Here is a 20,280-nt window from a genome sequence, read left to right as displayed (position 1 = left end):
TCACAGGCCTCCGAGCAGGGACGGAATCTTCGCGAAGAGGTCGTTCGTGAACGTAACCATCTCCGAAATCATCCAGTGTCCGCAGACGATCAGGGCCACGGCCACCGCGGCGGCCTTCGGCACGAAGGACAGGGTGGCTTCCTGCAGCTGTGTGATGGACTGCAGCAGCGAGATGGCCAGGCCCACCACCAGCGCCGTGACCAGCACGGGTGCGGCGAGCTTCGCGGCCACGATCATGGCCTGGAGGCAGATGTCCAGGACGGCGTTGGCGTTCATCCGCTGCCCGCATAGCTTTGCACGAGCGCGGTGATGATMAGGCCCCAGCCGTCCACGAGGACGAAGAGCAGGATCTTGAAGGGCAGCGAGATCATGACCGGCGGCAGCATCATCATGCCCATGGACATCAGGGCCGCGGACACCACGAGGTCGATCACGAGKAACGGGATGAAGATGACGAAGCCGATGATGAATGCGGCACGAAGCTCGGAGATCATGAACGCCGGAATGAGGGTCTGCAGCGKGACGGCCTCAGGGGATGCCGGGTTCTCGGCCCCGGCGGCGCGGGACATCAGGGCAATATCCTCTTCCCTCGTGTGGGCGAGCATGAAGTGCTGCAGCGGACCCGACGCGGCGCTGACCGCACCGTTGAAGTCCAGGGTGCCGTTGAGGTACGGCTGGATGCCTGCGGTGTTCATCTCGTTGATGACGGGCCACATCACAAAAATCGACAGGAACAGTGCCAGCCCCGCCAGCACCTGGTTGGGCGGGATGGACGGCAGGGAAAGCGCGTTGCGGGTCATCGCCAGGACCACGAAGATCTTGGTGAAAGACGTCATCATCAGCAGCAGCGAGGGCGCAACGGCCAGCAGCGTGATCMCGATCAGGGTCAGGACCGCGGTGGAGGGTTTGCCGTCCACCCCGTTGATCTGGATGTTGACGTTACCGGTTCCGGGAGTGGCCGGATCGGTCGGTGCCACCGGTGGGGCCGGGTCGATGGGTGCTGCGTGGCCGGTKGAGGCGTTCAGCCACAGCAGAAGGACCGCAAACAGCACGGCGGCGAGCCCCAGGGCCAGGAGGCGGAAGGGTCCAGTGCGGGCGGGACGCAGGCGGGTCGTGCCGGTGGTGAGGGGGCGGATAAATTGCGGCGTCCGCTCCTGAGAGCGGCGGCGGCCTGCTTCCACGTGGAGCCGGCAAGGATGGACCCGTGCAGGGGCGGATGGGCCGGGACGCCGGCGGCGCTGCCACGGCCGGCGGGGCCGCGGGCATGCGAGTTCCGGTGCAGGGAGCTGCGGCGCGACGGCGGCAGGTCCGGGCCGCMGTCGGCGTCGTCAACAGACGGGCTCTCAGCGACCGGGCCGTCAGTCAGAAGTCCGGCGGGGCCGTCCGCGGCCGGGCGCCCCGGCTGGCTGCTGAAGTGGTCGCCGGCGCGCKGCCGGGCGTCGGCGAGGATGCGGGCGAAATCCCCGAAGCCGCGGCTGATGCCTGGGACCGGGACGTCTTCGGGTTCGGGTTCGGGCGGGATGTCCCCTGTGTACAGGACGTTCACGGCATGTTCGGTGACGCCCAGCAGGAAGCGCTGCCCGGCGGCGTCGACCACCACCACGGAGGCTTTCTGTCCGAGGCTCTGCCGGCTGACGATGGTCAGGGCGCGGTMAGCCCGGCGCCGCCCGGGGCCCTTGCCCAACCGGCGCTGCAGGAACCACATGAGGCCAAGCACCGCGCCCAGGGCCACGACTACCCGCAGCCCGAGGATCAGTGCGTCCATTCAGCTGAGCCCCTCGGCGACGTCGAGGATGCGGGTGATCCGCACTGCGTAGTCCTGGTCCAGGACCACCACTTCGCCATGCGCGATCAGCCGGCCGTTGAGCAGGACGTCGGCCGGGGCTCCGGCGGAGCGGTCCAGTTCGATGATCTTGCCCGGTTCCAGGGAGAGCACGTCGCGGACGGACATCCGGGTACGGCCGATCTCCACGGTCAAGGCCATCTCGATGTTGTTGATGCGGCCCAGCCGGCCGGCCACCGTGTCCCCGCCGGCGAAGACGTCCCCGGTGCGGTCCTGGCTGTTGCCGTGTTCGCGGAGCCGGACAGCAAACCAGGCCGCGGCGTTGCTGCCGTCGGACAGTTCAAAGACGGCCGTGTCGGGGTCCGAKAGGAGTCCGGAGACATCGGATTCGCGCAGGTCGGACAGGACGCCGGCCCCGAAAACGGAGCTGGCGCTTTCCATGGCCGGGCGCAGCACATCGGTCACGGAGACGTGTCCCAGCTGGGTCCCAGCGCCGGCCGCCTCGTCAAGGAAGGTGCGGTCGCTGAGCATGAGCGCGAGGTCGGCGGTAACCGCACCGACGAAGGTCGCCGTGACCGCCTGGCGGGCGTACGCGGCCGCGGAGCGGGCCGGCACCAGGGCAACGACTTTCAGGGCCACCGGGCTCGGCAGTTCCTCGACGAGCCGCTCCGCCGACAATTCGTGCTTGGTCAGGGTGATGCTCATCGTTGGTTCTCCTCGATTGTGACAATGACTGCGGCCGCGCGGGAGCCGTTGCGGGCCGGGGCGGCGGTGGCCAGCCKGGTTCCGTCTAGGGTGAGGTCAAAGGGCCGGTTTTCCAGGTGGGGCAGGGTCAGGACGTCGCCCACGGCGAGGCCCAGGACCTGGCCGGGGGTGACGAACGACGTCGAAAGCCGCACCGACAGTTCCACCGGCACCTGTTCCAGCTGGGCGCTGATGCGTGCTGCGGCGTCGCCGCGGTTGTCGGTGGGGTTGACCTTCTTGAGCCGTCCCAGCAGGATGGCGGCCGGAACGGCCAGGGTGGCGGGGGCGTTGACGTCCCCGACACTCATGGTGAAGGAGGCGACGATCATCAGTTCGCTCGGCGCGGCCGCCTGGGCGAACTGGGAGTTGTACTGGATGGTGTCCACCCGGACGGTCTCGCTGAGCAGCGGGCCCAGCGAGTAGCCGAGGTCTTCGAGGGCCTCGTCCATGAGGCCCTTGATCAGGGCCTGCTCGATCTGGGTAAATTTCCGGTCCGGCATGGGCGAATCGTTCGAGGCGCCGAGCATGCGGTTGACCCAGCCAAGGGCGGCCGGGCCGGGGAACTGCACTACCAGCTTGGAGTCCTGGGCTTCCACGGTGCACAGCACCATGGCGGTGACGGCGGGCAGGGAGGCGGCGTATTCGTCGTAGCTGAGCATGCTCACGTCTTCGAGGCGCACCACCGACTTGACCCTGACCTTGGCAGTCAGCTGGGTTCCCCACTGGCGGGCGAAGGTTTCGAAGGCGAGTTCCAGCACACGGCTGTGTTCGCGCGCGAGCGTCGCGGGACGGCGGAAGTCATAGACGCTGACGGTCCGCTCCCGTGCCACTTCCCGCTCATCCAGAACACTCACGGTTGCCACTATCGGCAAGGGATCCGCCAGCGTAAGCAGTATGCCGCAGGCAATACGGTGCAATCCGCCGAGGGCAATGGACGGCCTATTTCTCGCTCAGCTTCAAGGCTTCCGGAATGAGGGCGCGGACGACGTCGGGCTTGTCCGAAATGACCACGATGTCCACCCGGCGGTTCCGCTCCATGAGCTCCGGGGTGGAATCGTCGTTGACCTGGCGGGCCGAGCCGAAGGCGACGGCGCCGATGGTTGCGGGGGCAATGCCGCCGTCGTCCACCATGTAACGCAGGACGTTGACGGCGCGTGCCGAGGACAGTTCCCAGGTGGACGGGTAGGCCGTAATGCCGTTCGCGGCATGGCCCTCGACCATGATTTCCATCCCGGCCGGTTTCAGCACCGGGGAGATGATCTGCAGCACCCGGGTGGCCCGGGACGTCAGTTCGGGCCGGTCGGGCTCGAAAAAGGCCTGTGAACCGACGAGCTTGACCGTCAGGCCGCGCTGGTCGATCTGGAACTCGACGTTCTCGCTCAGCCCGGCGGCTGCCAGGCCTGCCTGCATTTTCGCCTGCAGCGCCTTGAGCCGGTCCACTTCCTTGATCGCCTCGGCCATGTTCTCGGGCGACGCCGTTGCCGCGCCCTTCACGGCGGCGAACGCCTCAAGGTCCTTATCCACGAGTTCCGGCGGCACCACGGTGCCCGACGCCGTGTCCACCGTCTGCGATGCAACCGCGCCGAACCCAGTGGCCAGGGAGTTGCGGAGCTTCTCGAACTTGTTGGCATCGACGGTGGACATCGCGAAGAGGACGATGAACATGCACATCAGCACGGTGACCATGTCCATGTAGGACGCCATCCAGCGTTCGTCGACGTGGTGTTCTTCGGGCTTCTTGCGTCCGCGCCGCCTGGGGCTCACGCGGCCTGGTCCATCTTGCCGGGTTTGTCGCTGTCACTCTTTTTGCCGCCCCGAGCCGTGCTCTTGAGCTGGTGCTCCGGGACCATGGCACGGAGCCGTTCGGCGAGCAGCAGCGGCTGGGCGCCGGACTGGACCGACAGCATGCCTTCCATGAGCAGTGTCATGCGCTMGATGTCCAGTTCCGAGAGCCGGCTCATCCGGGCGCTGAAGGGAAGCCAGATGAAGTTGGCCGAGAGCAGGCCCCACAGGGTGGCGACGAAGGCTGCCGCGATCATCGGACCCAGATGGTCCGGGGTGGAGAGGTTTTCCAGGACGTGGGTCAAAGACACCACGGTGCCGATGATGCCMACGGTCGGGGCATAGCCGCCGAGGCTGGCGAAGAATTTGGCGTTGGCGTGGTCGCTGCGGGACTTCGAATCGATCTCGTCCTCCATCAGCATCCGGAGGTCCTCGGCGTCGGTGCCGTCGGCGATGTTCTGGAGTGCACGGGCCAGGAAGGGATCTTTGACGCTGGCCGCTTCTTCCTCCAGGGACAACAGGCCCTCGCTGCGGGCCTTTTCGGCGAAGCGGACCATCTGGTCGATGCTTTCCTGCGGCTTCGCCGTCTTGCCTTGGAACATTTTGGGCAGGGCCTTGAACGCCTGGACGACGTCTTTGAGGGTGTTGCCGGCGATCCCGACGGCGAGCGTGGCACCGAAGACCAGGATCATGGGGGCCGGGAGAAGCAKTGCCGACAGGCTGGCACCTTCAAGGGACACCATGGCGATAACTGAGCCAAAGGCGAGGAGCAGTCCGATGACTGTTGCGGGATCCATGGTTACTTTCTAGGTTTCACGGGCGCCGTGGTTCCGGCTCCGTCGGTGTCGTCTGTGTCGTCGGTATCGTCGTCCTGCTCAACAGTCCGGACCAGGCTCAGCGGATAACCGGTGATGGCCGGGAAGTCCCGGGCCTTACTCAGGATGTAAGCCCGGTAGTCGGCGATGAGTTCGACCACTTCCGCGAGGCTTTCCAGGACCACGTAGGCGGCGCCGTCGAGCGTCACCAAATGCGTATCCGGGCTCTMGTGGATGCGTTCGATGAGGTCCGGATTGACCGCGAAGCGCGTTCCGTTGAGGCGTGTGACGACGATCATGGGCCGATTCTGCTCTGTGAGGGGAAGGGTGTTCTCCTCCGTACTGTCGGCAACCCCTGCCCCTTCGTTAGGCGGCCGGACCAGGCGTCGGCGCTGACGCGTGGTCGAGGCGACAGGATCCACGGAAATTTTCCTGTGCGCCGCCTGCCGGCCGGTACTAGGGTGGGTCCTGACGGGGCCATGCGGCCCGCCCCGTTGGAGCCTGGGTCCGGTGCGGTTGATCCATCGCGTTCACAGCTCTTAGTTCTGCCCCACGACGCATCGGCCGTCCGCCTCATCAGGAAGGCCAGCCATGGTGCATTTTCCGGCTCTGGAGCCGTTGAACCCGTTTCCCCAGTACGAAGCCATGCGGCGCAGGGACCCCGTCTTCCAGGATGAGGAGACCGGCGTCTGGCACGTCTTCGGCTATGACGACGTGCAGCGCGTCCTGTCCGAGCACGCCTCGTTTTCTTCCCGGATGGGCGGGGACAATCCGACCGAGACTGGGCAACTGTTCGMGGCCAGCCTGATCAACACTGATCCGCCCAGGCACCGCCAGCTGCGTTCCCTCGTGACGCAGGCGTTCACGCCACGGTCGGTGGAAGCACTCGCCCCGCGCATCTTGGCGCTCACGCACGAGTTACTGGATCCGGTCGTTGCCACGGGCAGCACGGACCTGATCGATCAGCTGGCCTATCCACTCCCGGTGATCGTGATCGCGGAGCTCATGGGCATCCCGGCCGCTGACCGGGACCGGTTTAAGCAGTGGTCTGACATGATCGTGAGCCAAGCCCCGGGCGCCGACGAGTCCGGCCACCMCGATACCCACCGGGAAATGGCGGAGTATTTCATGGGCATGATCGAGGAGCGGCGCCKCCAGCCGGGCAGTGATTTGATCAGCGCGCTCCTCGCGGCCGAGATCGACGGGCAGAAACTCAGCGTCATCGAGCTGCTCGGATTCTGCGCCCTGTTGCTCGTCGCGGGCAACGAGACCACCACCAACCTGATCGGCAATGCCGTACTGTGCTTCGCCGAATCGCCGGGCACGGCGGAGCGTCTTGTCGCCGACCAGGCCCTGCTCCCGCAGGCGATCGAAGAGGTGCTGMGCTACCGCTCCCCCGTACAGTCCATGTACCGGATCTCGGCCGTGGACACCACGCTGCGCGACCGGTCGATTCCTGCGGGGTCGCCCCTCGTGGCCTGGATCGGCTCGGCGAACCGCGACGGGGAGCAGTTCCCGGATCCCGATGTGTTCGACGTCGCCCGTTCACCCAACCGTCACCTCGCCTTCGGGCAGGGCATCCACTTCTGCCTCGGGGCTCCCCTGGCCCGGCTCGAGGCCCGGATCGCGCTGCAAGCCGTGCTCTCGCGGTTGCCCGGGCTGGCGGTGGACCCCGGGGCGCAGCTGGAGCGGATGGAAAGCACGATCGTCTATGGGGTAAAGCATCTTCCCGTGTCCTGGCAGGCCGGCTGACCGMGAGCGCCGCGGCCACCCTTCCCCTCTGGTTGCTCTATCACTTATGGCGGCCATTTCGACGTTTTGGCAGCCATAAGTGATAGCGCAACGGGGGCTGTGGATAACGTCGGCAGCATCTCGCCTTTGCGGCAACAATGGTCCGCATGCGACCTGCCGCGCCATTGCCCTCCCATTTCTCGGATGCCCCGTTCACCGTGCATGAGGCGAGAGCTGCGAACCTGGGCCGGTCCCGGCTCCGTGCTTCCGACGTCGCCCCAGCCGGCCGGTTGATCTATCTCCCAGCCGGGTGGGACTTTGAGATCCGAAGCCTGGCTCGAGCGCTCTCGGCGGCGACGCCGGGCGGCTGGATCTCGCATTTGACCGCCGCGGTAATCCACGGACTGTGGCTTCCGGCGTGGTTGTGCGGAAGCCGGGAATTGCATCTCAGCAAGCCCAAAGCGTTGCCACCGGTCMGGCGGGAGGGAGTCGTGGGGCACACCGTCCTCGCCTTCCCGGAGGAGGTCACGGTGCTGGACGGTATCCGCATTTCGACCCCGGCCCGCACTTGGCTGGATCTTGCCCGCATCCTTCCGTTGGAAGACMTCGTGGCCATGGGCGATCAGCTCGTGCGTCAGCCGCGCCCGGGTCTGGAGATCCGCGCCGAACCATGGGCGACGCACGAGGAACTGCGGACAATGCTCAAGCATCATCCGAAGTTCCAGGGGATCGTGAAGGCCCGCCAGGCGGCCGAGCTGATCCGTGCCGGTGCCGACTCCGCACCGGAGACGTTCTTGCGGCTTGCGCTCACCGCGGCCGGACTCCCGGAACCGGAGTTGCAGCTGCGGATTGTCCCGGAGGACCCGTACTCACCCGCTGCGGACATGGGCTACCGCAAACAGCGCATAGCCATCCAGTACGACGGCGCCCACCACCGCACGCGCGAACAGCAAACCCGTGACTACCGCCGCGACGAAGTATTCAACGCCGCCGGATGGCGGTACTTCAAGTTGAACGCCGACGATCTGGCCAACGACTTTCGGGGCGCGGTGCGCAAKGTCCGGATCGCCCTTGGCACCGGTTCAGCCCGCTAAAACACCCGTTGCTCTATCACTTACGGCTGCCTCGCCGCTCGAATAGCAGCCATAAGTGATAGAGCAACGTCGGGGCTAGCGCTTCAGCTGCGTCAGTTCCTGCAGGACCTCATCCGAGGTGGTGATGATGCGGGCGTTGGCCTGGAAGCCGCGCTGCGCGACGATGAGGTTGGTGAATTCCTGGGACAGGTCCACGTTGGACATTTCCAGGGATCCGGCGGTCAGGGTGCCCATGCCGGGGTCACCCGCAGCACCCAGCTGCACGCCGCCGGAGTTGCCGGTGGCCACGTAGGAGGAGCCGCCGGCCTTCTCCAGGCCACCGGGGTTGGTGAACTTGGCGAGGGCGATCTTGGCCAGGACCTGCTTGATGCCGTTGCTGAACGACCCCACCAGGGAGCCGTCGTTGCCCAGCGTGTAGGACTCGAGCTTGCCGACGGCGGCGCCGTTCTGGCCGCTGACCGTCAGGGAGCTCATGGAGGCGTAGCCGGAGACCTTGGAGAGGTCCACCGTGATGCCGGATACGCTCAAGGCCCCGCTGGGGGTGAGCTGGCCGTTCGACTGCTGCGCGAGCTGAATGGTCGACGTCGTTGCCCCGTCTTTTGCGGTGACGTTCCAGCCGGTAGCGCTCTTGGCGAATGTCACTGTCACGCTGCGCTCGGCGCCGGCCGCGTCGTAGACATTGACCACGCGGTCCAGTGGAGCGTCGGTAACGAGKGCATCGCTGGGCAKGTTCCCGTCCATGGTCACCGTGTCTGTGGCTTTCGCAACCATGGTGTTGGGGTTCAGCGTGATGTCGCCGACGGGAGAACCGGCGTTGATCACGCCGTTGGTGGCGGTCCAGCCCTGGAGGATGCCGCCGTCGGGGCTCACCAGCTGGTTGGCCGCGTCGGGGCTGAACGAGCCGGCGCGGGTGAAGAGCTGCTGGCCGCCCTTGCTGGTCACGAAGAAACCGTCGCCGGAGATCATCATGTCCGTGGCGCGGCCGGTGCTCTRCGAAGAGCCCTGGCTGAAGTTGGTGGTGACGCCGGCCACCCGGACGCCGAGACCGATCTGGGCGGGGTTGCTGCCGCCGGTTCCGGCCTGCGGACCGGAGGCGCCCTGCTGCAGCTGGGACAGGGTGTCCTGGAACTGGGTGGAGGATGCCTTGAAGCCGGCGGTGTTGACGTTGGCGATGTTGTTGCCGGTGACGTCGAGCATGGTCTGGTGGGCGCGAAGGCCGGAGATTCCGGAGTACAGCGAGCGGAGCATGGGAACTGCCTTTCTACGGGTAAAGAACTGGTTAGGATGCGGCCGGAGCGGTAAGCCCGGTGATGGAGTCGAGGGGAACGGTGATGTCGCCGACCTTGACGGCCGGGACCGAGCCCGCATAACTGACGGAGCTGGCGATGCCGGTCCCGGTGGTGCCGTCCGCGAGGGTGTAGCCCACCGACTGGCCGATCAGCTGGGCTGCTGCCGTCCGCATCTGGAGGGAGAAACCCTCCTTGCTGTTGGTGGTCAGTTCAGTCATTTTTTCCATCGTGGAGAGCTGGAGGGTCTGGCTCATCATCTGGTTGGTGTCCATGGGCGCGCTCGGGTTCTGGTTCTTGAGCTGGGCCACGAGCAGGGTCATGAACACGTTGGCATCCATGGTCTGAGCKGGTGTCCGGACAGCAGACGCCGGGGCGGCTGCTCCCGCCGGCGTCACTGGCTGGGATGCGATCGGCTGAATCGTCATATGTCGCGTTCCTTCGTGTCAGACAAGAATGTCAAGGGTGGTCTGGGGGCCGTTCAAAATCCTGGCGGCGCGCACGGCTTGGCCATCAGCCAGCGCGTCCCAGCGGTGACCGGGGCGCTGCTCGGCCGGGTCGTTGCGGCCGCTGGGACCAGAGCCRTTTCCGCCGCCGCTGCCGCCGGACTCCCGTCCGGCGGCGTACTGGGTGCCCGCCCGGTCCTGGGCCGTGCCGTGCTGGCCTCCGTTCTGGCCCCCGTTCTGGCCAAGGCCCGTGGGCCCGCTGTGATCGGACAGGTCAAGGCTGGCCCCGAAGCCGGCGTCGGCGAGCTCCTTGCGGAGTTCGGGCAGGATTCCCCGGACCGCCTCACGTCCAGCCTCGCCCGGCGCGAAGACTTCAATCCGCACACCCGCGGCGTCGATCTGGGCCCGTACCGTCAGCGGACCGAGATCTTCCGGGCTGACCTTGAGCGTGATGATGTGCTCGCCGCGGGGTGCCCCCACCAGGGTGAAGAGCGGTTTGGCCAGCTGAGGCTGAAGGGGTGCCGCGGGGTGGGGTGCAGACGGCGACGGCGGCTGGGCAGCGGCCTGCGCAGCCGGCTGGGGCAGGGTTGTGCCGGCCGCCGGCGACTGGACGGGTMCTGCCACTGCCACAGCCGGACCTCCACTGACCTGATCGGTCGGCGGTTCCGCGGTGTTTGGTGCGTGTGCAGGGTCCGTTAGGGCTCCATGTGGCACCACGGCGGCTGCGGGAGCCACGCTGCGCAGGACATTGCTGGCTGCGGTTCCGCCGGCCGGGGTAATCGCTGTTTGTCCGGCCGCTGACGGAACGACGGCGGTGGCTCTGACGGTCGCTACGGCGGCGACCTCTCCCCTGCCGGAAAGCGGGGCTCCCGCCGTGGCAACAGGAGTGCTGGCCGCCKGGTTGACCGGTGTCGAACTGCCAAGCACCGCACTGCGTCCCGGCCCTGCCTGGGCCGATTCACCTGCGGGAGCCTTCGTTGGCGCCTTCGCTTGAGCCGTTGCCGCCGCGGCCTCGCGCGGCAACGTGGTTGCCTCGGCTGCGGCGGAAACCGCACCCACGGGCGAGCCAGTKAGCACCGAGGCGGGACCCGCTGCGGACGCGGCACCTGCCGCGCCGGTGGCAGGCGAGGCCGCTAGCGCAGCCACACCGCTCGCCGGTGCAGCAGCCAGGGCAGGAACCCGTTCAGACGCCGCACCGGCTGATCCGCCAGTGGCTGCAGTCGGCCCCGTGAACGGTACCGCGCCCGCGATCTGCGCGGCAGCAACGGCAGAGGAATCACCGGCCGAGACGGGACGAACGAGGATCGCGCCGGGCATCTGGAGCCGGGCGTCGGGCATCCCGGGGGCGGCTGTACCCTCTGCCGCGGCAGCCGGCACTCCGGCGGGACCCGCTGCCGCGGGGGTGGGGGCGGGGGCAGGTGCGTCTGTTGCCCCCAGGGCGGGGAAAGCCGGTGCCGCAGCGCGGGGATTACCGTGATCGTCCGACGTCGAGGCAACAGCCTGCGCTGCCTGTCCGGGTTGCGCTGGCGGTCCCACCGGGGCTGGCTGTCCGAGTTGCGCGAATGAGACAAACTGGCCGGAGGCCCACTGGGCGGAGGCATACTGCGCTGGCCCGGCAAAGCCGGCAACGGCGGGAGAAGCGGCGTCGGAGGGCGCGCAACCTGCATCACAGTGCGGGGAGTCGGCCGCGTCGTCGGCCGCCGTCGTCGGTTTCGCAGCGGCGCCTGCAGGTGAAGCACTGGTCGGGTCGCCGTCAGGCACGGGCACCTCTGGCGTCCACTCGCCGGCCGCCGTTGAGGCGGCCTCGGGGAAGCCGGCGTTGGCGGACACCGCGCCGGACGCACTTTCCGTGAGTCGGCCGGATGCTTGATTGGCCGGACGGCCGGCGCCCTGAACCACGGGCCGGCCGGGCGCGGGGTTGGGCTCGTTGTCGGTAGCGGGCTCGATGCTGGCGGCGGGCTCTGCAGCGGTGGCGGGGTCCGCGAGGTTTTCGTTGCCTGCTGGGCCGATCCCTGCCGAACCCTGGACGTCGGTGAGKACCGAGTCGAAGGACGCGGTGTCCGGGCTGCCGTTGCCCGGCCGAGGGTCCGCTCCCTGACGTGCTGCCCGGGCCGGCGCCGAGGCGGCCAGCGCGGTCGCGAGATCCCCCGATGCCGCGGCCTTCACGATGCCGTCCCGGCAGGAACGATGCGCCGGATGGAGGTCAGGTTGGACTGCTGCTCCCAGGCGTCGCGGATCTGGATGGTTTTGCCGGGTACGGGTGCGTCGATCGCCTTGCCGTTGCCCAGGTAGATGGAAACGTGGTTGCCGCCGAAGCTCACCAGCAGGTCGCCGGGTTTCGCTTCGGCGAGGGAAGCCACCGGGGTGCCTTGGCGCATCTGGTCGCTCACCACGCGGGGAATCTCCACGCCGAGGTCTTTGAACACCCGCTGTGTGAAGCCGGAGCAGTCCATGCCGGTGGCCGGATTGGTGCCTCCCCACACGTAGGGAACACCGATGTACTTCTTGGCCGCCGCCACCACGTCGTTGCMCGTCGCCGCCGCGCCCGTGTGCACTGTGCCCGTCGCCTGGGCGCCTGTGAGCCCGGCAATGCCGGTGAGCCCAGCCATGCCGGTCCCCGTCGTGCTGCCGAGCCCCAGCGAGCTGCCGAGTCCCAGGCTGCCCGTGAGGKAGGAGGCATCCGTGGCAGCGGTCCCGTCCATGGCCGCGGCGAGTGCCTGCGTGAAGGAAGCGGAGTCKCCGGTGCCTGTGGCGGTCGCGAGTGAGGTGGCCGCGGCGGCCTTGACCGCGGCCGCGTTGGTCTCCGCCGTGGCCGCGGGCCGGGTCAGTTCCGCGATCATCGCTTGGATGCCCTGCATCCGGCCGATTGCCTCTGTCATGCTCATGGCTTCACCTGCTGTTCGTCGCGGTGCCAGAGCGTCGAGGCGATCTCGTCGAGGGCGGACTGTTCGGCGCGCAGGTCCGCGGAATTGATCTCGGCGTCGTGGCGGGCTTGCAGTTTTTCCAGGCCCACGGAGCGCGTGCGGGCGGCGATGAACTCGGCGCGGGCGGCGGCTTCATCGGCTTCGGCCAGGTGCGTGAGGTTTTGCAGGTCCGCGAGCATGCTGTGGGAGGAGGACCGGGCGGCGGCCACGGCKCGCAGGGAGGCGGAGCTGGAGATGGGGTCGTCGGTGGCGGCCAGCTCGCGGCGGGCGGCGGCTTCGCGGACCCGGACGGAACTGGAGCGTGAGCGGGCKCGCGCMAGTCCGGTGGCTGCCTGGTCCTGCTGGAGCTGGCGGAGGCGCAGGAGCCCTGCCAGAGAGAATTCGCGGTTCATGCTGCTGCTCCCAGGATCGAAGTAAGGTAGCCRAGCCGCTGCCAGGACTCGGAGTGGGCCGTGGATTCGTCCATCGGCTGCCGGAGGAACGCGCTGACGTCGTGCTCGTGGTTCAGCGCGGCGTCCACCAGCGGGTTGGTCCCGGCCTGGTAGGCGCCGACGTCGATCAGGTCCTGTGCGCCCTTGCGGGCCGCGAGGACCCGGCGGAGTGTGGCGGCGGCGTCGAGGTTCGGCCTGGCATTGACCTTGCTGGCCACCCGGGACACCGATCCGAGCACGTCCACGGACGGGAAATGCCCCGTGACGGCCAGTTTGCGGTCCAGCACGACGTGACCGTCCAGGATGGACCGGGCCGCGTCGGCGATKGGCTCGTTGTGGTCATCGCCGTCCACCAGCACGGTATAGATGCCGGTTACGGAGCCGGTTTCGGCAGTGCCGGCGCGTTCCAGGAGACGGGCCAGGATGGAAAAGGTCGACGGCGGGTAGCCCCGGGTGGCCGGGGGCTCGCCGGCCGAGAGGCCGATCTCGCGCTGGGCCATGGCTACTCGGGTGAGKGAGTCCATCATCAGGACCACGTCCTGGCCCTGGTCGCGGAAGGACTCGGCGATCCGGGTGKCGGTGAAGGCTGCACGCATCCGCATGAGGGCGGGTTCGTCGGAGGTGGCGACCACCACCACGGAGCGCGCCAGGCCGGCGGCGCCGAGGTCATCCTCGAGGAACTCCCGCACTTCGCGGCCGCGTTCGCCGACGAGCGCAATCACCGAGACCTCGGCGTCGGTGCCGCGGGSGATCATCGAGAGCAGGGAGKATTTKCCGACGCCGGACCCGGCAAACAGGCCCATGCGCTGGCCCTTGCCGAGCGTCGTCATGGTGTCCAGGACGCGCACCCCGGTCTGCAGTGCCGTATCGATGCGGGCACGTTTCATGGCGTTCGGCGCCTCGTTATCGATCGGCACGCGCGGACCGCTGAGCAGCGGAMCCTTGCCGTCGATCGGACGTCMGAGCCCGTCAAGGACCCGGCCGAAGAGGCCCGGGCCGGTGGGGACCAGCACGGCGCCGCCCTTGGCACGAACGGGGTCTCCGGCGGCCACACCGGCGAGGCGGCCCAGTGGCATGCAGCGAACGGAGCCCTCCAGCGCGGCCACGACTTCGGCATCGAGGCCGGGGTTCTCCCCCACCGTGATGAGGTCTCCCAGCGCACAGTCGAGCCCGGAGACTTCAAGGCCCAGCCCAACGACGGAGGTAACGACGCCAACTCTCTGCGGGGCAGCCGCGGCCAGCGCGGCGGCGTAGTCGGCACCCTTCGGGCGCCACTCGGCGATCATGCCTTGCCCCGATAAGTGCCGGCGCCGGGAAGCCCGCCAGCAGGCAGGCCGCCGCCCATAACATCGGTGCCAAAGCCGGCGTCGGCCTGCCCGGACTCCCCAAGCAGGGCCGTGCGGGCCCGTTCCAGGGAGCTGCGCAGGCCGGCATCGAACCAGCCCTGCTGGTATTCGACCTTCGCGTCGCCCCGGCCCAGGGAGGGATCCGGGACGAGCGGCAGCCCGGCGGGCAGTTCCTGCCCTTCCCGGGTCAGGACGTCGATGTCTGCAGGGTGCAGCCGGATCGCCAGCACGGTGGCGGTGTCGTTCCCGGACAGGGCACGGGCCAGGGCGGCGCGTGCGGTCCGGGTGCCTTCGGCGAGTTCGTAGCCGAGGATGGCCTCGGCCAGTTCCAGTGCGGTGCGTGCCAGGATCTCTTCGGCGTCCTGCAGGGCCTGCACGTTGCGGTGCGCGAAGTCGTTCCGGGCGACGGCCAGGGCGCGCACGGCACGGTCCAGGTCCTGTTGCCCGGCGGCCAGGGAGGCGGCCTGTTCGGCGGCCATGCGGTCCCGCCAGCGGCGCTGTTCCTTCGCGGCGGCCCGCACGCCGGCGGCGTAGCCTGCGGCGTGACCCTCGGTGTAGCCGGCCTGTTCGGCGGCCGGCCCGTTCGCCCGCAGCGAGGGAAACACGACGCGCGCCGGGGCAGGGGCCGCGCCGCTGTCAGTAGACATAGTCTTCTTCGTCCCCGCGCTGGATGGTGACCTGGCCTTCGGCCTCAAGCTCGCGGATGGACCGGACGACGGCGGCGCGGGCCTCTTCGATCTGCGAGGCACGCAGCGGGCCAAKGGCAGCGATCTCGGATTCGAGGATTTCGAGGTTGCGCCCGGAGACGTTGGTGGTGATGGTTTCCAGGACCGCTTCGGAGGCGCCCTTCATGGCGATCGCCAGGACAGAGGMGTCGAGGCCGCGGAGMACCAGCTGCACGTCGCGGCGTTCCAGTTTCACGATGTCGTCGAACGTCACCATCTGGGCGCGGATCTCCACCGCGAGGTCGGGGTCGAGCAAGTCCAGGCCGTCCAGCACAGACCGTTCCGTGCCGGCGTCGGTCCGGTTGATGATCTCCAGCAGCGGCTGGATGCCGCCCACCACCTTTGAGGCCTGCTGGGATACGGCGGCGCCGCCGCGAAGCTTGAGGGTATCGGCCACGATGCCGATCGCCTCGGGCGCGCCGGATCCCATGGTGGCGATGCTGAGCGCGACGTCGGCGCGCAGCGAACCGGGCAGCCCGGACATGACGGCCGAGGCCTTGCGCGGGCTGAGGTGGGCCAGAACCAGGGCGATGGTCTGCGGCAGTTCGCCGTCGATCAGGGCCAGGATCTGCACGGGCTCGATGTCTTCGAGGAACTCGAAGGACTTGCCGGCCATGTTGACAGTGAGGCGGTTGATGAGTCCGGCGGCCTTTTCCGAGCCGAAGGACGCCTCGAGCAGGCCTTCGGCGAGTTCCCGGCCGCCCCGGGCCTGGCGGGAGTTGGTCTGCGCGGCCTGGTGGAAGTCCTTCATGATCTGTTCGGCGACGTCCGGGTCCACCTTGCGGAGCTTGACGATCTCGGCGGCAATCTCCTCCGCCTCCGTGTCAGTGAGCTGGGCCATGACCTTGGCGGCGTTCTCGGGGCTCATCTGCATCAGGACGACGGCGGCGCGCTGGGTGCCGGTCAGGACGGTATCGGCTGGTTTCATGCCGGCTGCCTGTCATCCATGAGGCTGCGCAGGTAGTCTGCGGCCCGCTCCGGGTTGGGGGGGACCATGTTGTCGATCTCCAGCCGGCGTTGCTCGGACTCCAACTGCTCGGTGGTCGGTCCCGGAAGCGGAGGCAGGGCGGTGATCGGGATCGCCGACGTCGCCGGGGCCGGCGGAAGGGCGGTGACGGGCGCGACCACCGGCATGATGTCCAGGTCCAGGCGTTCACCGAGGTCAACGGGCTCGCGTTTCTGGCGGCGCCGCAGGATGATCGTGACCACCAGGGCCAGGATCAGCAGGCCGAGCAGGATGCTGCCGGCCGTGACGAGGGTTCCGAAGAAAGCGGCCTGCCTTTCGGCTTCCGCGTTCGCCTGGGCCTCGGCAAGTGCTTTGGCGGCGTCATCGGCGGCCGCGGTGCTGAACGGCACCACCTCAACGGTGACGACGTCGCCGCGAGTGGCATCGACGCCGGCTGCGGAGGTGACGAGGTTCTTGAGCGACACGAGGTTCAGGCCGTTGGCGGCCGCCTGGCTGACCGCCACGGAAATGGTCTGGCGTTTGACGGCTCCCGCCGGGATGACCCGGTCCTCGGTGACCTTGTTGACGGCGTTGTTCTTGGTCTCGGTGGTGGAATCGAAGTTGCCGTTGCCACTGGTGCCGCCGGGAACGGCGATGTTGTCCGGGCCGAGGACGCCCGCGGCCCCTCCCCCGGTTCCCGTGTATGTCTCCGTCTTGGATGATTCGCTCAGCGGCAGGGCGCCGGCGGTGTTGGAGAACGTTTCGCTCGTCTGCTGCGCGGATTCCCCGGTGACGTCGGCGGCGACCGCTACCGTGGAATTCCCGGGGCCCACCACTCGGTCCAGGACTGCCTTCACGGCGTYGGACGTACGGTTCTGGTAGTCGCTGGCCTGCTTGGAGGTCGAGCCTGTGGCGCCCCCGCCGACAGTGGAGAGCACGTTGCCCTGGGAGTCGACCACCGACACGTTGTCCGGTTTGAGGTTCTCGATCGCGGCGGAGGTCAGGTGGACGATGGCCTGCACTTTGTCGCTGGAGAGTGTGGTCCCCGCGGCGGTTTCTACAAAGACCGAGGCCGTGGTGTCGGGGGTCTTGGACACAAAGACGGTCTTTTCCGGGATGGCGAGCCGGACGGCGGCGGTTTTCACACCGTCCATGGCTTCKATCGTGCTGGCGAGTTCCCMTTCGAGCGCCCGCTTGTAGGTGACGGACTGCTGGAATTCCGAGGACGTCACGCCCATCTTGTCCAGCAGGGAGTACCCGGTTGCTGCGGCGGTCGGCAGGCCGGCGGAGGCCGCCTTGAGCCGCTCGTCGTAGACCTTGTCCTGCGGGACCAGGATGGTGGCGCCGCCGTCGCTGAGTTCGTACTGAACGTTGTCCTTTTTGAGCTGATCCACGATTCCGCTGGCATCGGTGCTCTTCAGGCCGGAGAACAGCGGGGTCAGGGCCGGGCGGGTGAGCCAGGCGGACAGGGCCACGATGCCCACCACCAGCAGGGCAGCACCGATCACGGCGAGGGTGCGCTGGCCGGCGGTGAAGCTCTTCAGGCCCGTGCCGACACGCTGGAAGAACGCGGTTATCTGCGGAGGCATCAGGCCTGCATCCTCATGATCTCGTTGAACGCGTMAACGCCMTTGTTGCGCACCGTGGACATGAGTTCCAGCGTGACCTGGGCGCGGGTGGCGGCGAGCGTGGCGTTGTGGATGTCGTCCAGGTTGCCGGTGACGGCGGAGACAGCCAGCTGGTTCGACGTCGACTGCAGCTGCTGGAGGTTGTCCACCGCACCGGTGAGGGAGCTGGCGAAGGCGGAGCCGTCCGTGCCGGCGACAGGGCTGGCGCCGCCGACGTAATTGGTCGGCAGGACACCCTGGACGGKGGCGATGGGGGCAACAGTCATTAGGAGCGYCCAATCTCAAGGGCGGCCGTGTACGTTTCGCGGGCGCGGTCCACCACCTGCGCGTTGGCCTGGTAGCCGCGCTKGGCGATGATGAGCGCGCCCATTTGTTCGGCCATGTCGATGTCCGGGTACTTCACGTTGCCGTTGGCATCAGCCAACGGGTGGTCCGGCTGGTAAACGATCCGGCCCGCGGCGCTGCCGAGCTGGGTGCTCTTGACRTACACGCCGGAGCCGTCCGACCCTTCGGCGGCCTCGACGTACCGGGCCTGAAAAGCAGGGCCGCTGGTGGCGGAGGCGTTGTTCATGTTGGCGAGGTTGTCCGAGACAGCATCGAGCCACTTGCGGTGGACGGTGAGGGCGGAGMCGGCGATGCCGATCATGTCGAAGGTCATCAGCTGGTCCTCAGGGCGGAGCGTATGGCGGTGAATTCGTTATTGACGGCGCGGGCGGCGAACTGGAAGCGCAGCACGGTGTCGATGTTCGACAGGGTCTCGGTGTCCAGGTTGACGTTGTTGCCGTTCAGCTGGGTCGGTTCCAGGGATTCCGCCGTCGTTGCCTGCACGTGGCCGTCCCCGGACTGCACTGACGCCGCCAGGGCGTCCTCGAAGCTGACGCGCTTCGCGTGGTAATTCGGTGTGTTGACGTTAGCGATGTTGTTCGCGATAGTGCGCTGGCGCAATGCCAACCCGTCCATGGCGCTGGCCAGGGCGGCGGAAGTCACGGATTCGAGCACAGAGTCCTGCCTGGGAAAGGTGAGGGTGGCCAATCCGTGGCCGGTAAACGAGCGATCCGTGCTCTTACAGTGGTTATCGGCACTGGTCAGCGCCGCGTTAGGAGAAAAAGCGACTGTTATCCGAAAGATTCGGGCCGAGGAAACTTCAGCCGTTCACGTCGAGGTAGATCGCACCGGACGGGTCTCCGACGCCCGGCACTGAGGACACCGCCTGAAGCTGCCGGGCCATGTCCTGCCGGGCTTCCTCCAGCCTGAGGGCAACGCGTTCCTGGGCCGCGGMCAAGGCGACGGCGCGGCGACGTGCTGCGGCCGGCAGCGGCCCGGGCAACGACGGCGGGGACCAGCGTTTTTCCGCCCGGGGCTCCGCGACGGACCCTGCTGCTATGGCAAGCGGCCCCAGCGGATCCTTCAGGGTGCGCTCGGCAGCCTGGACCGCCATTTCAAGCACGTCCAAGACAGCCATCCAGGCGGCCAAGCCCGCGTCGACGGGCATGGCCTCCGCAGGAAAGGATGCGGCGTTGGTGGATCCCGCTTCCCCCAGGCCGGACTCCGTGTCGGTCTGGTTAGCCAAAACCGAGGCTCCCGCCACCTGTTCCCGGCTGGGCGTTCCAGGCCCCGGTGCCGGCAAAGGCGGGTGCAGCCGCTGCGGAGGGGACTGCCGGCGGCGCGGGAACGGACGCGGCGGCTTCATGCCAGGCCTGGCGCAGGGGTTCCAGGAGCTCAATCGCCTCCCGCGTGAGGGCCGGATCGCGCTGGAGGTTGGCATTAACCAGCGCGGTAAAGGCGTAGTTGTAAATGCCGAGGAGTCCGTCGGCAYCGTCCCAGGCATCGACCTTCAAAGACGAGGTCAATTCAGCAATGATGGCCTGTGCATGCAGGAGGTTTTCCGTGGCGACCGGCCAATTGGCGCCTTGTTGGGCCGTCTCGGCCCGGCCAAGATCCAGCAGAAGGCGGTCGTAGAGCATGGTCAGGAGGCGTGCGGGAGGAGCGGAGAGCACAGAATCCGCCAAATACTGGTTCCGTTGGGCTGCGCTTCCAAAGCTTGTGGTGGTCATGCTGGTGTGCTTCCTGTGGAGGGACCGAAGATCTGCGAGGAGAGCCAGGCAGACTGGGACTTAATTTCACTGAGTGACACTTCGAGTGCGGCCTGCGAACGCTGCAGAACGGACTTTCGGGCGACAAGCCCGCTGTCCCAGCCGGCAGGAAGGTCCGCCGAAGCACCGGCCTGCTCGCCGAATTTTACGTGGGCGCTCTTTCCGTTCACGTCGGGGACGAGCGTTGCAGCCGCACCGGATTTGGATGCCGCAAATTCCAGCCGGTACTGGCCGCCGCCGGCAGCCACCTTACTGGCCGTAACGCCGGCATTTGCGCCGTTGACCGCGGCGGCAACGTCGTCAATGGAACTGGTCGCCGGCGTGACCGTGACGACGTTGCTCTCGCTTTTGATGGTGATGGTGGTGAAAGGCCACACGAAAACCTTCTGCGAGGAGGACACATGGGACATAGCGGCCTGCCTTCCGGGTAGGAACAACACGGCCGATTCCGTGACCGTGCTTCGGGTAATCCCTGCTTACCATCTGCTCTCGGCATGCGAGGGGTC

General features: G+C 67.7%; 25 protein-coding genes. 2 read left to right on the top strand and 23 right to left on the bottom strand.

Translation table 11 applies throughout. The features are described from left to right. The 8 genes from fliQ to AC1DBQ_RS00290 form a co-directional block, all read right to left on the bottom strand. Entirely contained in the window at positions 1–276 is a 276-nt protein-coding gene (fliQ, locus tag AC1DBQ_RS00325) for a flagellar biosynthesis protein FliQ (protein ID WP_090956900.1), read from the bottom strand. Beyond that, entirely contained in the window at positions 273–1,106 is an 834-nt protein-coding gene (gene fliP, locus AC1DBQ_RS00320; protein WP_476926646.1) for a flagellar type III secretion system pore protein FliP, read from the bottom strand. The genes fliQ and fliP overlap by 4 nt, the downstream gene beginning before the upstream one ends. Continuing rightward, a complete protein-coding gene (gene fliO, locus AC1DBQ_RS00315; protein ID WP_476926587.1) occupies positions 1,022–1,765 on the bottom strand; it encodes a flagellar biosynthetic protein FliO in 744 nt (247 codons plus the stop codon). Before fliO ends, fliP begins: the two co-directional genes overlap by 85 nt. Continuing rightward, positions 1,766–2,488 (bottom strand): flagellar motor switch protein FliN, encoded by a 723-nt coding sequence (gene fliN / locus AC1DBQ_RS00310; RefSeq protein ID WP_476926586.1) that lies wholly within the window; start codon positions 2,486–2,488, stop codon positions 1,766–1,768. Beyond that, complete coding sequence (locus AC1DBQ_RS00305; RefSeq protein ID WP_237563415.1) at positions 2,485–3,381, bottom strand: flagellar motor switch protein FliM; 897 nt, start codon at positions 3,379–3,381, stop codon at positions 2,485–2,487. Before AC1DBQ_RS00305 ends, fliN begins: the two co-directional genes overlap by 4 nt. An 85-nt stretch (positions 3,382–3,466) precedes the next feature. Next, a complete protein-coding gene (locus AC1DBQ_RS00300) occupies positions 3,467–4,291 on the bottom strand; it encodes an OmpA/MotB family protein (protein ID WP_476926585.1) in 825 nt (274 codons plus the stop codon). Then, positions 4,288–5,106, bottom strand: a complete 819-nt coding sequence (locus AC1DBQ_RS00295; RefSeq protein WP_476926584.1) for a motility protein A — start codon at positions 5,104–5,106, stop codon at positions 4,288–4,290. Before AC1DBQ_RS00295 ends, AC1DBQ_RS00300 begins: the two co-directional genes overlap by 4 nt. A 2-nt stretch (positions 5,107–5,108) precedes the next feature. After that, the gene (locus AC1DBQ_RS00290; protein ID WP_476926583.1) at positions 5,109–5,423 is read right to left on the bottom strand and encodes a flagellar FlbD family protein; all 315 of its coding nucleotides are present in this window, start codon (positions 5,421–5,423) and stop codon (positions 5,109–5,111) included. Positions 5,424–5,715: 292 nt separating this feature from the next. Between AC1DBQ_RS00290 and AC1DBQ_RS00285 the strand changes: the two genes are divergently transcribed. After that, complete coding sequence (locus AC1DBQ_RS00285; protein ID WP_476926582.1) at positions 5,716–6,876, top strand: cytochrome P450; 1,161 nt, start codon at positions 5,716–5,718, stop codon at positions 6,874–6,876. A gap of 470 nt (positions 6,877–7,346) precedes the next feature. Continuing rightward, entirely contained in the window at positions 7,347–7,949 is a 603-nt protein-coding gene (locus tag AC1DBQ_RS00280) for an endonuclease domain-containing protein (protein WP_476926581.1), read from the top strand. A 75-nt stretch (positions 7,950–8,024) separates the two neighbouring features. Here AC1DBQ_RS00280 and AC1DBQ_RS00275 read toward each other — a convergent pair whose 3' ends face one another. From AC1DBQ_RS00275 to AC1DBQ_RS00205, 15 genes are all read right to left on the bottom strand, one after another. Beyond that, complete coding sequence (locus AC1DBQ_RS00275; protein ID WP_476926580.1) at positions 8,025–9,197, bottom strand: flagellar hook protein FlgE; 1,173 nt, start codon at positions 9,195–9,197, stop codon at positions 8,025–8,027. A 31-nt stretch (positions 9,198–9,228) separates the two neighbouring features. Then, complete coding sequence (locus AC1DBQ_RS00270; RefSeq protein ID WP_476926579.1) at positions 9,229–9,663, bottom strand: flagellar hook assembly protein FlgD; 435 nt, start codon at positions 9,661–9,663, stop codon at positions 9,229–9,231. A gap of 18 nt (positions 9,664–9,681) precedes the next feature. Beyond that, the gene (locus AC1DBQ_RS00265; protein WP_476926578.1) at positions 9,682–11,847 is read right to left on the bottom strand and encodes a flagellar hook-length control protein FliK; all 2,166 of its coding nucleotides are present in this window, start codon (positions 11,845–11,847) and stop codon (positions 9,682–9,684) included. Then, positions 11,844–12,566: a C40 family peptidase gene (locus AC1DBQ_RS00260; protein WP_476926577.1), complete on the bottom strand. Its 723-nt coding sequence runs from the start codon at positions 12,564–12,566 to the stop codon at positions 11,844–11,846. The genes AC1DBQ_RS00265 and AC1DBQ_RS00260 overlap by 4 nt, the downstream gene beginning before the upstream one ends. Next, positions 12,563–12,997: a flagellar FliJ family protein gene (locus AC1DBQ_RS00255; protein WP_476926576.1), complete on the bottom strand. Its 435-nt coding sequence runs from the start codon at positions 12,995–12,997 to the stop codon at positions 12,563–12,565. The genes AC1DBQ_RS00260 and AC1DBQ_RS00255 overlap by 4 nt, the downstream gene beginning before the upstream one ends. After that, on the bottom strand, positions 12,994–14,322 hold the full coding sequence (locus AC1DBQ_RS00250; protein ID WP_476926575.1) for a FliI/YscN family ATPase: 1,329 nt from the start codon (positions 14,320–14,322) through the stop codon (positions 12,994–12,996). Before AC1DBQ_RS00250 ends, AC1DBQ_RS00255 begins: the two co-directional genes overlap by 4 nt. Continuing rightward, a complete protein-coding gene (locus AC1DBQ_RS00245; protein WP_476926574.1) occupies positions 14,319–15,029 on the bottom strand; it encodes a FliH/SctL family protein in 711 nt (236 codons plus the stop codon). Before AC1DBQ_RS00245 ends, AC1DBQ_RS00250 begins: the two co-directional genes overlap by 4 nt. Then, positions 15,019–16,035, bottom strand: coding sequence for a flagellar motor switch protein FliG (fliG, locus tag AC1DBQ_RS00240; protein WP_476926573.1), 1,017 nt, complete (start codon positions 16,033–16,035; stop codon positions 15,019–15,021). Before fliG ends, AC1DBQ_RS00245 begins: the two co-directional genes overlap by 11 nt. After that, entirely contained in the window at positions 16,032–17,642 is a 1,611-nt protein-coding gene (fliF, locus tag AC1DBQ_RS00235) for a flagellar basal-body MS-ring/collar protein FliF (RefSeq protein WP_476926572.1), read from the bottom strand. The genes fliG and fliF overlap by 4 nt, the downstream gene beginning before the upstream one ends. After that, positions 17,642–17,947, bottom strand: a complete 306-nt coding sequence (gene fliE, locus AC1DBQ_RS00230) for a flagellar hook-basal body complex protein FliE (RefSeq protein WP_476926571.1) — start codon at positions 17,945–17,947, stop codon at positions 17,642–17,644. The genes fliF and fliE overlap by 1 nt, the downstream gene beginning before the upstream one ends. Then, positions 17,947–18,339 carry a flagellar basal body rod protein FlgC gene (locus AC1DBQ_RS00225; protein ID WP_476926570.1) on the bottom strand — a complete coding sequence of 131 codons (393 nt, stop codon included), beginning with the start codon at positions 18,337–18,339 and terminating at the stop codon, positions 17,947–17,949. Before AC1DBQ_RS00225 ends, fliE begins: the two co-directional genes overlap by 1 nt. Then, positions 18,339–18,680 (bottom strand): flagellar basal body rod protein FlgB, encoded by a 342-nt coding sequence (locus tag AC1DBQ_RS00220; protein WP_116767042.1) that lies wholly within the window; start codon positions 18,678–18,680, stop codon positions 18,339–18,341. Before AC1DBQ_RS00220 ends, AC1DBQ_RS00225 begins: the two co-directional genes overlap by 1 nt. Positions 18,681–18,825: 145 nt before the next feature. Beyond that, positions 18,826–19,251, bottom strand: a complete 426-nt coding sequence (locus tag AC1DBQ_RS00215) for a hypothetical protein (protein WP_476926569.1) — start codon at positions 19,249–19,251, stop codon at positions 18,826–18,828. Then, positions 19,244–19,735, bottom strand: coding sequence for a flagellar export chaperone FliS (gene fliS, locus AC1DBQ_RS00210; RefSeq protein ID WP_476926568.1), 492 nt, complete (start codon positions 19,733–19,735; stop codon positions 19,244–19,246). The genes AC1DBQ_RS00215 and fliS overlap by 8 nt, the downstream gene beginning before the upstream one ends. After that, positions 19,732–20,184, bottom strand: a complete 453-nt coding sequence (locus tag AC1DBQ_RS00205; protein WP_476926567.1) for a flagellin hook IN motif-containing protein — start codon at positions 20,182–20,184, stop codon at positions 19,732–19,734. The genes fliS and AC1DBQ_RS00205 overlap by 4 nt, the downstream gene beginning before the upstream one ends. Positions 20,185–20,280 lie beyond the last annotated feature (96 nt).

The organism is Arthrobacter sp. 10T413_2 (genome assembly GCF_056394205.1).
The sequence above is the reverse complement of the archived record's forward strand: the minus strand, read 5'-3'. Positions and strand labels throughout refer to the sequence as shown.

What these genes read in the sequence shown, in the direction of transcription:
- fliQ (WP_090956900.1), bottom strand. Translation starts at nt 276, where the DNA reads ATGAACGCCAACGCCGTCCTGGACATCTGCCTCCAGGCCATGATCGTG.
- AC1DBQ_RS00245 (WP_476926574.1), bottom strand. Translation starts at nt 15,029, where the DNA reads ATGTCTACTGACAGCGGCGCGGCCCCTGCCCCGGCGCGCGTCGTGTTT.
- AC1DBQ_RS00205 (WP_476926567.1), bottom strand. Translation starts at nt 20,184, where the DNA reads ATGTCCCATGTGTCCTCCTCGCAGAAGGTTTTCGTGTGGCCTTTCACC.